Genomic DNA, 13747 nt, shown 5'->3' with positions numbered 1-13747 from the left:
CTGTCGCACCATTCGGCCGATGCTGCCAATGAAACGACCGGCCGCCGTTTTGCCGCGCTGCTGACCTTCCTCTGTCTGTTCCAGATTTATCTCGGCGCGCTGGTGGCGGGGCTGAATGCCGGCCTGTCCTACAACACGTGGCCGCTGATGGACGGCTCCCTGGTGCCCGGCGATCTTTTCCTGCAACAGCCCTGGTGGATCAACTTGTTCGAAAACCCGAAGACGGTGCAGTTCGTCCACCGCCTCGGCGCCTATACGCTGTTTGCCGCCACGCTGTGGCATATGGTGTCATTGGCTCGCGCCTTGCCCGGCACGCCGCATGCCCGCCGCGCCGTACTGTTCTTCGTGTTGATCTCCATTCAGGCGGCGCTCGGCATTACCACGCTTCTGATGCATGTGGATATTCATGTGGCGCTCGCCCATCAGGGCATGGCGCTGATTGTGCTTGGTTTTGCAGTCGCCCATTGGCGCGGCTTCCTAGGCGAATACCCGGCACCTGTCGCGGTTGAGATCAGGGACTGAAAACCCTTAAAATTGCTTCAGGACAGACTTGATGGTTGTCGCGACAGCCATTTCGTCGTCGCGTTCGCGCGTGTTGCCATCTTCCTCGTGCCATGCTGCCGAAAGGCAGCCGTAGGCGAAGGCATATTGCAGAAGCACCCGTTCGTCCCGTTTGAGCGCTTTCGCAAAAATCGACGCCATGGAGGCGATGCGTGCCTCGCTGCGTGTCAGATCGAAGCGGTCGAGTGGATTGGAGAACATGTTGGCGACGTCGAGTGCTTCATCGCCGATCAGGCCTGCCGGGTCGATGATGATCCAGCCACGCGCACTGCGCATGATGTTTTCGTGATGCAGATCGCCGTGCAGCGGTCGAATATTGCTTTGGTGTCCGATAAGCTCCTCGGCAAGCGAAGCGGCTTCGATATAGGGGCTGTCGGTGCCTTCGCTGCGATCGTGCTCGGCTTTACGGAACAGACTTTCGAAATATTGCGGCAGCGTCAGCAGGCTTGCTGGTGGCGTCTGCGTTGAAGGCTGGTGATAGTGAAGGAGAACATCGGCGGCGATTGTGGTCGTGGCATCATCGTCGCCGTCGCGGAAAAGCACGTCGCGCAATGTCTCATTGCCGGCATGTTCCATGAGCAATATGTCGTAGGAGCGATCGAGCAGCTTCACGCAGCCGACACCTGCCCGCCATTCGATGAAATCCGCCCCGCGAAGGCTGTCTTTCAGAACCTTGTGTTTAAGTACCTTGGCGATGGCAAGGGAACCATTGCCAAGTCTGACTTCGTAAACCATCCCGGCCGGCGTATCGGCAATCTGTTTTGCGGCCTCGATATTCCACGAGGCCGGAAAAAGGGGGATAGCTCGGCTCACGTAGAAAGCCTCATGCCGAGAGCATCAGCTCCATGTTCTGGACAGCCGCACCCGATGCGCCCTTGCCGAGATTGTCGAGCAGCGCGACGAGATTAATGTGTTCGCCGCCCGGCGTGCCGAAGACGAACAGCTTCATCGTGTCCTTGCCCGCCAGTTCCTCGGCATCGATGCGGGACAGCCCCTTGCTTTCGGCAAGTGGAACGACGCTGACGATGTCCTGTCCGGCATAATGGGCGGTGAGCGCGGCATGCACGGTCTCGATGGTCGCGCCGTCCTTGAGGTCGGCGGCAAACAGCGGAACCTGCACGATCATGCCCTGCGGGAAGCGCCCGACGGAGGGTGCAAACAGCGGCGCGCGGTCCAGCTGGCCGTGAATGGTCATTTCCGGCACGTGCTTGTGTGCAAGCGTCAGGCCATAGAGGAAGTTGTTGGCACTGATCGCATCGTCCCTGCTCTGATCTTCCATCTGCGCGATCATCTGCTTGCCGCCGCCGGTATATCCGGACACGGCGTTGACGCTGACGGGATAACCATCGGGCAGAATGCCGGCGGCGCGCAACGGACGCAGAAGGCCGATCGCGCCGGTCGGGTAGCAGCCCGGATTGGCGACGAAGCGGGCGGAACGAACCTTTTCGCCCTGTTCCTTGTCCATTTCGGCAAAACCGTAAGCCCAGTCCTTATGAATACGATAGGCGGTCGAGGTGTCGATGATGCGGACATTGTTGTTGCCTGCCACCATGGTGACAGCTTCTCTGGAAGCATCATCCGGCAGGCAGAGAATCGAAATGTCGGCGTTGTTGAGCATGTCCTCGCGGATAGCGGCGTTGCGGCGCTCGGCTTCGGGAATGGACAGCAACTCGATATCGCGGCGACCAGCAAGGCGCGTGCGGATCTGCAGACCCGTTGTGCCGTGTTCGCCATCGATGAAGATCTTCGCTGTCATGTCCTTGTCCTGACTTTTCAGAGGGTTGCGAGTGTAATCGGATTCAGTTTGCTAAGCGCCCGGGCGTCGGTTCAGCCGGCCTTCGCCAGCCGTTCGGCGCGCAGGCCAAGCATATACATTGCAACGGTCGCTCCGGCAATGGCAGTGATATCAGCATGGTCGTAAGCGGGCGCGACCTCCACCACATCGGAGCCGCGAATATCGAGCTGGCCGAGTCCGCGAAGGACGGACAATATCTTGGCGCTTGTCGGCCCACCGGCCACAGGCGTACCGGTTCCGGGCGCAAAGGCTGGATCGAGGCAATCGATATCGAAGGTCAGATAAGTGGGCATGCCTGCCGTGTGCTTGATGATCAGCGAGGCGATATCGCTCGCCCGCATCTCCTCCACCTCGTAACCGTGGAGAATGCGGATGCCGAAATCCTCAGGCGCATGGGTGCGAATGCCGATCTGGATGGAACGATCGGCATCGATCAGACCATCGCGCACGGCGCGTGCCACGAAGGAACCATGGTCAATGCGTTTGCCGTCGTCGAACCAGGTATCCTGATGCGCATCGAAATGCACCAGCGCCAGCGGGCCGTGCTTTGCCACATGCGCCTTCAGCAGCGGCCAGGTGATGAAATGGTCGCCGCCAAGCGTCAGCAGATAATCCGTCTTGGAGATGATCTTGCGCGCTTCCTTTTCGATCGTATCAGGCGTTTTCCAGTGATTGCCGTAGTCGAGCAGGCAGTCGCCATAATCGATGGTCGGCATATGGGCGAAAAGATCGCGGGCGAAGGGATATTGCGGGTCGTTGTCGAAAATCGCGGAGGCGCGGCGGATCGCCTGCGGCCCGAAGCGTGCACCCGGCCGGTTGGATGTCGCCGCATCGAAGGGGACACCCCAGACGGCCGTCGATACGCCCTTGAGGATCTTGGTATATTTGCGCCGCATGAAGGAGAGGACGCCCGCATGGGTCGGGTCGGTCGCAGCCGATGTCAGCGTTGCTGCGGTGAAGGCATGGTCGATGGTTTTTGATGGCATTGATCACCCCATTGCGGTTTGCGCTGAGGGTGCTGTCTTCTCGCCGAAAAAACAAGGAGGATGGCAATGAAAAAAGGCGGAGCCGAAGCCCCGCCTTTTCGAAGTTTTGAACGAACGGTTCCGGGAAGCGATTAGCGCTTGGAGAACTGGAACGAACGGCGGGCCTTGGCCTTACCGTACTTCTTACGTTCGACAACGCGGCTGTCGCGGGTCAGGAAGCCACCCTTCTTCAGAACGGCGCGCAGGCCCGGTTCGAAGTAGGTGAGGGCCTTGGACAGACCGTGACGAACGGCACCGGCCTGACCGGACAGACCACCACCGGCAACGGTAGCGATGATGTCGAACTGGCCCGTGCGTGCAACGGCAACGATCGGCTGCTGAAGGATCATCTGCAGAACCGGACGTGCGAAATACGTGGTGAAATCGCGGCCGTTGATGATGATCTTGCCAGAACCCGGCTTTACCCATACGCGGGCAACGGCGTTCTTGCGCTTGCCGGTCGCGTAGGAGCGGCCGAGAGTGTCAACCTTGCGGACGTGCACGGGAGCAGAAGCTTCCGATGCAGGGGCGAGGTCTTTCAGAGAGGAAAGATCGGCCATTATCAGGCGCTCCTTACGTTCTTCTTGTTGAGCACGGCTACGTCGAGAACGACGGGCTGCTGTGCTTCGTGCGGGTGGTTCGAGCCGGCGTAAACGCGCAGGTTCTTCATCTGACGACGGCCGAGCGGGCCGCGCGGGATCATGCGCTCGACGGCCTTTTCAACGACGCGCTCCGGGAAGCGACCTTCGATGATCTGGCGAGCCGTACGCTCCTTGATGCCACCCGGGTGACCGGTGTGCCAGTAGTACTTCTTGTCGGAGTACTTGTTGCCGGTGAAGGCAATCTTTTCCGCGTTGATGACGATGACGTTGTCGCCATCATCGACGTGGGGGGTGTAGGTGGCCTTGTGCTTGCCGCGCAGGCGGGTTGCAATGATGGTGGCGAGGCGACCAACAACGAGGCCTTCGGCGTCGATGATGACCCACTTCTTCTCCACCTCAGCAGGCTTCTGAACGAAAGTAGACATGGATTTCACTTTCTAACGTGGACCCGTCATCCTCTTTAAGTAAGAGCATACGGGCGTTTCTTGTTGCTTGGTTTGGTCACCCGAAGGCGACCGCAAATGACCATATTCCCTTTGGAATCCGATCTGGCGCGCTTATACGGTGTGCTGGATGAAGCGTCAATATGACGGATTTTGCTGACTGTAAAAATAAATCAATAAAAACAATGGTTTGTTTATGTGGTATTATTTTACCCCATAGATTTGCCTGTTTCATCCCAGCCGCATGACCAGAACACCCGCTGCGATGATGCCGCCAGCGAGATAACGCCAGACGCTGGCGCGTTCTTTGAGGATGACGACGGAGATCACCAGCGCAAACAGAATTGAGGTTTCGCGCAGCGCCGCGACGACGGCGACGGGGGCCTTGGTCATGGCGTAGAGCGCCAGCCCGTAGGAGAGGATGGAGCCGCCGCCGCCGATCAGGCCGCGCCACCAGTTTCGCCGCACATGGTGCGTAACGGCGCTTACGCCGCGCTGGTAAAAGGCGAAACCGAAGAGGAGGACGGGCGGCAGAAGCGACATCCACAGCGTATAGGAAATCGCATTGCCGGAAAGCCTTGCGCCGACACCATCAACGAAGGTGTAGGAGGCAATCACGAAGGCGTTGATGAGCGCGACAATGATCGCCTTTCCGCCGCCGCGCCGCGCCTCGAAGGCAAGCGTCAGGATGCCGCCGGAAATGATGGCAATCCCGGCAAGCGCAAGCGGGCTTAAAATCTCGCTGAGAAAAAGGCTGCTCGTCGCTGCGACGATCAGCGGCGCCACGCCTCGCATGACGGGATAGACGAGGCCAATATCGCCGATCGTATAGGCGGCGGCGACTAGCCGGAAATAGGCAAATTGCAGAACGGCCGAGGCGATGAGAAAGGGAATGGCTACCGGCGCAGGAAACGGCAGGAAGGGCAGGAAGGGTAAAGAACAAGCTGCGGCGCCCGCCGCGATCAGCGAGGCGTCCAGCGACTTGTCGGATCCGGATTTTACCAGCGCATTCCATCCGGCATGCAATATCGCGCCCAGAAGCACCAGAATTAGAATGTCAAATGTCACGATAGAGACTCGCTCATGGGCTATTCCAGGCAACCTACAGCATCGGCTTGAAAACCGGAATCCATTTTCCGTGGTGGCTATGGGAGAAGCAAATCCTCCTGTCGTAAGCGGTTGCTTCTTTGCGGATTATGACGCGTGTCAAGTTTCGGGTTTGTGCGTGTTGCGGGATGGAGTGGGTAACTGTGCGAGAGGCGATATGCGGCCGTGCTCACGATTTCATCAGCAGGACATACGCGCCGATGCCGGATGCACAGCTTATGGTTTTGCTGTGGAACGTGTTTTTCGCAAAAATGCGACCGATTGCGGCGATTATTCCTGCTCAAAATTGCCCATATCCAGAAGATAAAACTGTATCAATCAAGCGAGCACATGCAGGCTCAAAATGAAAAGAAGTTTCAATTCATTACTGAATGGTTCGCTACAACGTTACAGTTTTACCTATAACTTGATTTACAGAATAACTTTCTGAAAATTAGATACGCCTAATGCATCGGTGAACGGAATGAAAACAAACAGGAGACGAAGGGCGCATAAGATGCACGCAAATGTTGTTTCAGCAAATATTCATCGAAATGTATGCTTTTGAAAAACTGGATAAAAATACTCAGCACAACGCCGCTTAAGGTGTTTTTGTGAAATCATTTTGCGCGAAACTAGGTGTACTTTCGTGACACCACGAGCCCGGCTTGTTCAATATTTTCATTCGGGCAGGGGTTCAAGAGAAGGATGAGGGTTCCTAGATTTAGGAAAGCGGCCGCAAAAAAGCGGTGCGAAAAGCTCGTCCGCGGATTTATGCGGGAGAGGCAATTCTCGCTGGGCCATTGAGCGTCGAGCCGGCGCATGAGGTCCTTGAACCGCGCGATATGGCAGAGGGAAAAGTTGACATGCAGCATGATACCTATGAACCGGATTACCTCAGAAAAATTCTGACGGATGTCAGGACCATCGCCCTGCTTGGCGCCTCTCCCAATCCGGATCGGCCGAGCCACGGCGTCATGCGCTTTCTGCTGTCCAAGGGTTACCGCGTGTTTCCGGTCAATCCCGGTCAGGCGGGCAAGGAGATATTGGGGCAGAAGGTGTATGCGCGGCTTGCCGACATTCCCGAACCCGTTGATATGGTCGATGTGTTCCGGGCGCCGGAATATTTGTCGGCAATTGTCGAAGAGGCGATATTGCTGCCGCAGCGGCCATCGGTGATCTGGGGCCAGCTTTCGGTCAGAGACGACAATGCGGCGGCCAAGGCCGAGGCCTATGGCATGAACGTGGTGATGGACCGTTGCCCCGCAATTGAGTATCCGCGTCTCAATATTGTGCGATAGTTGGTACGGATTGGACTTATCATTTGGCGGCAAGGCATTATGATCCCTCCAAAATATCATTGGAGGAAACATCATGCCGAGCAGCAATCCCGGGTTCTCAACGTTGGCCGTGCACGCGGGCGCACAGCCCGATCCGACCACCGGTGCGCGCGCGACGCCGATCTACCAGACAACGGCCTATGCCTTCCGTGACGCCGATCACGCAGCCGCGCTGTTCGGATTAAAAGAGTTCGGCAATATCTACACGCGCATCATGAACCCAACCCAGGCGGTTCTGGAGGAGCGTGTCGCAGCGCTTGAAGGCGGCACGGCGGCACTTGCCGTTGCATCCGGTCACGCCGCGCAATTGCTGGTCTTCCACACATTGCTGCAACACGGCGACAATTTCGTCGCGGCACGCCAGCTTTATGGCGGCTCCATCAACCAGTTCGGCCACGCCTTCAAGGGTTTCGACTGGCAGGTGCGCTGGGCCGATGCGGCTGATCCGGCCAGTTTCGAACGGCAGATCGACGACCGCACACGCGCCATCTTCATCGAAAGCCTCGCCAACCCGGGCGGCACATTCGTGGATATCGCCGCGATTGCAGATGTCGCCCATCGTCACGGCCTGCCGCTCATCGTCGATAACACCATGGCAAGCCCCTATCTGTTGCGGCCGCTGGAACATGGCGCGGATATCGTATTGCATTCGTTGACGAAATTCCTCGGCGGCCATGGCAATTCCATGGGTGGCATCATCGTCGATGGCGGCACTTTCGACTGGTCGGCCACGGATAAATATCCGTCGCTGTCGCAGCCCCGCCCAGAATATTCCGGCGTCGTGCTGCACCAGACCTTCGGCAATTTCGCCTTCGCGATTGCCTGCCGCGTTCTTGGCTTACGCGATCTCGGCCCTGCGATCTCACCCTTCAATGCCTTCCTCATCCTCACAGGCATAGAGACCCTGCCGCTGCGCGTTCAGCGCCACTCCGACAATGCGCTGGCCGTCGCCAAATGGCTGAAGGCGCACCCCAAGGTCGGCTGGGTACATTATGCCGGGCTGGAGGACAGCGACAACTACGCAATCCAGCAGCATTATTCGCCAAAGGGCGCTGGTTCCGTCTTCACCTTCGGCATCAAGGGCGGTTATGCCGCCGGCAAGGCGCTGGTGGAAGGTCTGCAACTCTTCTCCCATCTCGCCAATATCGGCGATACACGCTCTCTCGTCATCCACCCGGCTTCCACGACACATGCGCAGCTGACACCGGAACAGCAGACGGCGGCGGGTGCCGGACCGGATGTGGTGCGCCTCTCGATCGGCATCGAGGATGTCAAGGACATCATCGCCGATCTCGAACAATCGCTTGCGAAGCTCTGAGAGACCGGGGTCGTCATGACGAATTTTCTCGCATTCGAAGATACACGAACCGCTACGGCCGGTGATGTCGAGGCGGAGGTGGAGCACAGTGCACCCGCACCGGAAAGGCTGATTTCCGGCGACCCCAAATTCACCACGTGGAATCTGGAGGAAGCGCCCGGTGGCATCTATGCCGGCATCTGGCAGTCGACACCCGGCAAATGGCGGGTGGTCTATGACGAATGGGAATATTTCAACATCCTCGAGGGTCACTCGATCCTGACGGAGGATGGCGGATCCCCGCGCGATCTGAAACCGGGCGACAGGCTGGTCCTGCGGCCGGGCTTCAAGGGAACCTGGGAGGTCGTCGAAACGACCCGCAAGGATTATGTCATCCGGTTGTAGGGGCCGGATGATTTCTATTGGTCCATCGCCGGGATAAAGGTTGTTCCCGGCGTGGCTGTCACCAGCTGAGATCGAGCCGTTCCAGACCATGGAAGTGATAGACGTCCTTGACCCTGGGTGGCTCGGCAATCTTCAGGCCCGGCAGTCGCTTGAAAAGCAGAGGCAAGGCTAGGTTCAGCTCCAGTCTTGCCAGCGGCGCGCCAATGCAGAAATGGATGCCGGCGCCGAAGGAGACGTTGGCGCCTTCGTTTCGGTCCGGCCTGAATGCCAGGGGATCGGAAAACTTGGCCGGATCGAGATTGGCGGCCGCCAGAATGAGGCTGACCTTGTCGCCGCGTTTGAATTCCACGCCATCGATCTCGACCGGCTCCAGAACCCAGCGCTGGAAAATATGGACGGGCGCGCAGATACGCAGCGTTTCTTCCACCGTGCGTTCCGTTGCCGTCTCGTCGTGGAAAAGTGTGTCAGGCGCAATGCCGCTTTCCAGAATGATGCGCACGGAATTGCCGATCTGGTGCACCGTCGCCTCGTGCCCGGCGTTCAACAGAACGATGGTGGTCGAGATCAGCTCGTCGTCGGTCAGATACTGGCCCTTGTGCTCCGTATGGATCATGTGGCTCAGCAGATCGTCTTTCGGCTCCGCCCGGCGCTCCGCGATCACACTGCGCACATAGTCTGAAAACTCATGTGCGGCCCTGTCGGCCAGAAGCTCGTCCTCGGGCGTGCGCTTGAACATGTACATGCCGACATAGGCATGTGACCATTTTAGAAGCTGCGGCCCCATTTCCTCGGGAATGCCGATCATGCGCGCGATCATCGTGACGGGGATGATGTCGGCATAGGAGGAAAGCAGCTCCGTCTTGCCGTTTCCTTCAAAGGCGTCGATCAGCCGGTTGGCGAGTTCCTCTATTTCCGGCTTCATCTTGTCGACATGCCGCGAAACGAAAGCGCGGTTGATGAGGGTGCGCAGCCGTGTGTGTTCCGGCGGCTCCAGCTCCAGAAGCGAGTGCTGCTCTGCGGCGTCGAAATGCTTCACATGCTCGAGCGGCTCTGCCAGACCGATCTCCTCGCGGCTCGCAACATGCAGGATCTGCCGTCCGAACCGGCGGTCGCGCAGGAGGGCGCTGACATGGTCGTATTCGGTGAAAAACCACTGCCGCTGCTCTTCCCAATAGAAAGTGGGACATTGGGCATGCAGGGCAGCGTAGACCGGGTTCGGGTCGTTGTAGAAAGCCGGATTGCGTGCATCGAGTGAAACACGACGCGTGGCGGGATCGATTTTGAGAAAGGGAAATGTCGCTGTCATGTCCATGGTTTATTCCGCGCGCCGCACTTTGGGAAGGGCGTGAAAATGCCGTTCCGTGTGTTTATCCGCATGTCACTGTGTGGTTACTTTGTCACCGGTTGGCGATGGCCGCTATCCGGTTCAGCGCCGCAACCTGCCGGTTGGCATTGTTGTCCATCGGGTTTTCGTTCCGGTCCGGAGAGGGGACGACAACATTGGCTGAATTGACGTGGATCACGGTGCGGTTGCGGCCGGCCTTCTTGGCCGCGTAAAGCGCGCGGTCGGCCTCCGTCATCATTACGCTCAGATCCGCATCCTTGATCATGGCTTCGGATATGCCGACGCTGGTCGTGACCTCGATGTTTTCGCCGCGTGCGCTGATCTTTGAAAGGCGCAGGTTGCTGCGGATGGCTTCCGCAAGCGTCACGGTGCTGGAGGGGCTTTCCACTTCGGCGACGAGCGCGAATTCTTCTCCGCCCATCCTGACGAACAGGCCGCGCTCACCGATGATCCGCTGCGCCATATTGCAAAAATGCACAAGCACCGCGTCTCCCGACTGATGGCCGTATTTGTCGTTGATCTTCTTGAAATGGTCGATGTCGAACAGCGCCAGCGCCACGTAACGGCTGGAGCCGGGCGACCTTTTTTTGATGTGTTCGAACTCTTCAAGCAGCCCTCGCCGGTTGAGGACGCCGGTCAGGTGGTCGGTCATGGCCAGCCGGTGCAGGCGGGTTTCCGTGTCTTCCATGATGATCTTGGCACTCATCATGACGATGATGGTAAAGCCGAGAATGCCTGAAAAGGCGAGCGCTGCCGTCAGCGGAATGGCGTTGGGGGCGGCGGCGTTGACGGGAATGACGATGGACGCCACGAGCGCCCCGCAAAATGCCTGCACGATGAAGGTGGCCGCCAGCACCTTGCGGCTGAATGACGCGCGTGCCTTGCTGGCCAGAAGAATGCCGGCCAGCATGAAATAACCGGTGGCGGCACAGATGTGATAGAGCAGGATGCGCGGGACCATGTTTTCGCGTACGGGGCCGATCAGCATGCCCGCCACCCATAACAGCGGCGGAATGGCGATCCAGCCGGCGGTCTTGCGCTGTTCGAAGGACAGGAGACCGGCGAGCCAGAAACTGAAGGCCGAAAGGGCAAGCGTATTGCCGACTTCGATCGACAGGAAGTTGGGAATATCGCCGCGCAGCGCCACCATCACCGTGCCGGCGCTCGTGGCGGCGAAACCGGCGGCGAAATAGATATTGTGCCGGCGGGCAGGGCGGTGCAGCCACAGGGTTCCCAGCAGCAGGGCAAGGGTCAGCGTTTCCGACGCCCAAAGCAGCATGCCCGTCTTTGCATCCAGCATTGCAAAATCCTATCTGCGCTATCATGCCGTAAAAGCGGTTCGCGGCACGATGTGCGCAATGCCCGCCGAATTGGTGGAGATGCCATTTCGCCTCAAAAGAGGCTCCCGACCCCTGACGGGAAACCGGAAATTCGCGGGCGTAGTATCAGCCGCAAATACCTAACGAGTTCTTGCCAGTGAGAAGTTATATCTGGGCAACACACCGGTTTTTGCGTTTGCGGTTTGCTCCTGTTAAAAAATAATGCGGGCGACAGAGAATGGTCCGGTTGGCATCGGCTTGTCCATAGCCGTTACCCCGCGGGTGGAAAACGCCCGTAAACGCTGTTGAGCCGTTAAGGATATGCGGCTTCGTGTCTTGAAGTACCGGGCAGGGACACTCTATGTAGGGAGAACGAAGGTTAGAAGTGATTCCGGAGCGGTTTTCCGCGAAGGGCAGAGTTTGACAAAGGACGGACATGAAAAATCCAGTTGATACCGCCATGGCTCTGGTGCCGATGGTCGTAGAGCAGACCAATCGCGGCGAACGCTCCTATGACATATTTTCCCGTCTTCTCAAGGAACGCATCATTTTCCTCACCGGACCGGTGGAAGACCAGATGGCCTCGCTCGTCTGCGCGCAGCTGCTTTTCCTCGAGGCTGAAAACCCGAAGAAGGAAATCGCGCTCTACATCAATTCGCCGGGTGGCGTCGTGACCGCCGGCATGGCGATCTACGATACGATGCAGTTCATCCGCCCTGCCGTTTCGACGCTTTGCGTCGGCCAGGCCGCATCCATGGGCTCGCTGCTTCTGGCCGCTGGCGAAAAGGGAATGCGTTTCGCAACTCCGAACGCCCGCATCATGGTGCATCAGCCCTCCGGCGGCTTCCAGGGGCAGGCTTCGGATATCGAGCGTCACGCCCGCGACATCATCAAAATGAAGCGTCGCCTTAATGAAGTCTACGTGAAGCACACCGGCCGTACGCTGGAAGAGGTTGAAAAAACCCTTGATCGCGACCACTTCATGGATGCCGACGAGGCCAAGGACTGGGGTGTGATCGACAAGATCCTCACCTCGCGCCAGGAAATGGAAGGCGCCGCCGCGAATTAAGGCGCGACGCTTTTTGACGGTTGTTTAACCCCGCAAAGTAATTTCGGGGCTTTCAACCGCAACAGAAAGCGATATTAGTATATATAAAGGCTGTGTTGAATTTTTATGACGTGGCCTTTGGTTTGATGGGGAATTCGTTGCAGCCGGTTGTCAGCTCATGTATCTGATACCGGTTAGTACCCCGGGAAACGAGGCGGATACGGCGATGCACCCAAGGGCGGCCGTATCGGCGGGCGGTAAGTTGACCGCGATCCGTTTGGCGGACCTGCGGCGTGCTGGAAGGAAAGTGATATGAGCAAAGTCAGCGGCAGCAACGGCGGCGACTCTAAGAATACACTCTATTGTTCATTCTGCGGCAAGAGCCAGCACGAAGTCCGGAAACTCATTGCCGGACCGACGGTATTCATCTGCGATGAATGCGTCGAATTGTGCATGGACATCATCCGCGAGGAGAACAAGACGTCGATGGTGAAGTCGCGCGAGGGTGTTCCCACCCCGCAGGACATCATCAAGATCCTCGACGAATACGTCATCGGCCAGAAGCAGGCGAAAAAGATCCTGTCGGTGGCCGTTCACAACCATTACAAGCGCCTTGCGCACGCCTCCAAGAATGGCGATGTCGAGCTTGCGAAGTCGAACATCATGCTCGTCGGTCCGACGGGTTGCGGCAAGACCTATCTTGCCCAGACGCTCGCCCGCATCATCGACGTTCCCTTCACGATGGCGGACGCAACGACGCTGACCGAAGCCGGTTATGTCGGCGAGGACGTGGAAAACATTATCCTGAAGCTGTTGCAGGCTGCGGATTACAATGTCGAGCGCGCCCAGCGCGGCATCGTCTATATCGACGAAGTCGACAAGATTTCCCGCAAGTCGGACAACCCGTCGATCACGCGTGACGTGTCGGGCGAGGGCGTTCAGCAGGCGCTTCTGAAGATCATGGAAGGCACGGTCGCTTCCGTTCCGCCGCAGGGCGGCCGCAAGCATCCGCAGCAGGAATTCCTGCAGGTGGATACGACCAACATCCTGTTCATCTGCGGCGGCGCGTTTGCCGGCCTGGACAAGATCATCTCGGCCAGGGGCGAAAAGACCTCGATTGGCTTCGGTGCGACCGTCAAGGCGGAAGACGATCGCCGCGTTGGCGAGGTGCTTCGCGAACTGGAGCCGGAAGATCTGGTGAAATTCGGTCTTATTCCGGAATTCATCGGCCGTCTGCCGGTTCTGGCGACGCTGGAGGACCTTGACGAGGATGCGCTGATCCAGATCCTGTCCGAGCCGAAGAACGCGCTGGTCAAGCAGTACCAGCGTCTGTTCGAGATGGAAGATGTGGAACTGACCTTCCACGAGGACGCGTTGCGCGAGATTGCCCGCCGGGCGATTACCCGCAAGACGGGTGCCCGCGGTCTGCGCTCGATCATGGAAAAGATCCTTCTGGATACCATGTTCGAACTGCCGACGCT

General features: G+C 58.3%; 15 protein-coding genes. 7 read left to right on the top strand and 8 right to left on the bottom strand.

From position 1 onward, the window contains the following. Positions 1-522 (top strand): COX15/CtaA family protein (locus tag T18_RS27475; protein WP_323455177.1); only part of this gene is annotated, 522 nt, incomplete at its 5' end. A gap of 6 nt (positions 523-528) precedes the next feature. On the opposite strand, the gene T18_RS03275 is transcribed toward T18_RS27475, so the two are convergent. The 6 genes from T18_RS03275 to T18_RS03250 form a co-directional block, all read right to left on the bottom strand. Next, a complete protein-coding gene (locus T18_RS03275) occupies positions 529-1374 on the bottom strand; it encodes an aminoglycoside phosphotransferase family protein (RefSeq protein WP_038490707.1) in 846 nt (281 codons plus the stop codon). Positions 1375-1384: 10 nt separating this feature from the next. Continuing rightward, complete coding sequence (gene argC / locus T18_RS03270) at positions 1385-2317, bottom strand: N-acetyl-gamma-glutamyl-phosphate reductase (protein WP_019565461.1); 933 nt, start codon at positions 2315-2317, stop codon at positions 1385-1387. Positions 2318-2388: 71 nt separating this feature from the next. Further along, positions 2389-3342: an agmatinase gene (gene speB, locus T18_RS03265; RefSeq protein WP_003512629.1), complete on the bottom strand. Its 954-nt coding sequence runs from the start codon at positions 3340-3342 to the stop codon at positions 2389-2391. Positions 3343-3473: 131 nt separating this feature from the next. Then, complete coding sequence (gene rpsI / locus T18_RS03260) at positions 3474-3941, bottom strand: 30S ribosomal protein S9 (protein WP_003512631.1); 468 nt, start codon at positions 3939-3941, stop codon at positions 3474-3476. A 2-nt stretch (positions 3942-3943) separates the two neighbouring features. Beyond that, complete coding sequence (rplM, locus tag T18_RS03255; protein WP_038490710.1) at positions 3944-4408, bottom strand: 50S ribosomal protein L13; 465 nt, start codon at positions 4406-4408, stop codon at positions 3944-3946. 249 nt (positions 4409-4657) lie between these two features. Continuing rightward, positions 4658-5494: an EamA family transporter gene (locus T18_RS03250; protein WP_025593242.1), complete on the bottom strand. Its 837-nt coding sequence runs from the start codon at positions 5492-5494 to the stop codon at positions 4658-4660. Positions 5495-5733: 239 nt separating this feature from the next. Here T18_RS03250 and T18_RS27105 point away from each other — a divergent pair, with 239 nt between their 5' ends. The 4 genes from T18_RS27105 to T18_RS03230 all read left to right on the top strand — a co-directional run bounded on the left by T18_RS27105 (position 5734) and on the right by T18_RS03230 (position 8554). Then, positions 5734-5880 (top strand): hypothetical protein, encoded by a 147-nt coding sequence (locus T18_RS27105; RefSeq protein ID WP_162163069.1) that lies wholly within the window; start codon positions 5734-5736, stop codon positions 5878-5880. 498 nt (positions 5881-6378) lie between these two features. Continuing rightward, positions 6379-6813 (top strand): CoA-binding protein, encoded by a 435-nt coding sequence (locus tag T18_RS03240; RefSeq protein ID WP_025593243.1) that lies wholly within the window; start codon positions 6379-6381, stop codon positions 6811-6813. Between the two features lie 73 nt (positions 6814-6886). After that, entirely contained in the window at positions 6887-8170 is a 1284-nt protein-coding gene (locus T18_RS03235) for an O-acetylhomoserine aminocarboxypropyltransferase (RefSeq protein WP_035198148.1), read from the top strand. 15 nt (positions 8171-8185) lie between these two features. Further along, positions 8186-8554 (top strand): cupin domain-containing protein, encoded by a 369-nt coding sequence (locus T18_RS03230; protein WP_038490713.1) that lies wholly within the window; start codon positions 8186-8188, stop codon positions 8552-8554. A gap of 58 nt (positions 8555-8612) precedes the next feature. Here the strand turns inward: T18_RS03230 and T18_RS03225 are convergent, their stop codons facing one another. After that, positions 8613-9866, bottom strand: coding sequence for a cytochrome P450 (locus T18_RS03225; protein WP_038490716.1), 1254 nt, complete (start codon positions 9864-9866; stop codon positions 8613-8615). An 85-nt stretch (positions 9867-9951) separates the two neighbouring features. Then, a complete protein-coding gene (locus tag T18_RS03220; protein WP_038490719.1) occupies positions 9952-11199 on the bottom strand; it encodes a sensor domain-containing diguanylate cyclase in 1248 nt (415 codons plus the stop codon). A 455-nt stretch (positions 11200-11654) separates the two neighbouring features. Here T18_RS03220 and clpP point away from each other — a divergent pair, with 455 nt between their 5' ends. Both clpP and clpX read left to right on the top strand, forming a co-directional pair. After that, the gene (clpP, locus tag T18_RS03215) at positions 11655-12287 is read left to right on the top strand and encodes an ATP-dependent Clp endopeptidase proteolytic subunit ClpP (RefSeq protein WP_003496491.1); all 633 of its coding nucleotides are present in this window, start codon (positions 11655-11657) and stop codon (positions 12285-12287) included. Positions 12288-12578: 291 nt separating this feature from the next. Further along, positions 12579-13747, top strand: a 1169-nt coding sequence (clpX, locus tag T18_RS03210; RefSeq protein ID WP_323455176.1) for an ATP-dependent Clp protease ATP-binding subunit ClpX, incomplete at its 3' end; no start/stop codon positions are given.

Source organism: Rhizobium sp. TBD182, from assembly GCF_001950375.1.
Lineage (GTDB): Bacteria > Pseudomonadota > Alphaproteobacteria > Rhizobiales > Rhizobiaceae > Agrobacterium > Agrobacterium tumefaciens.
Note: the sequence above shows the minus strand (reverse complement) of the source record. Positions and strands in the feature narration are given on the sequence as shown.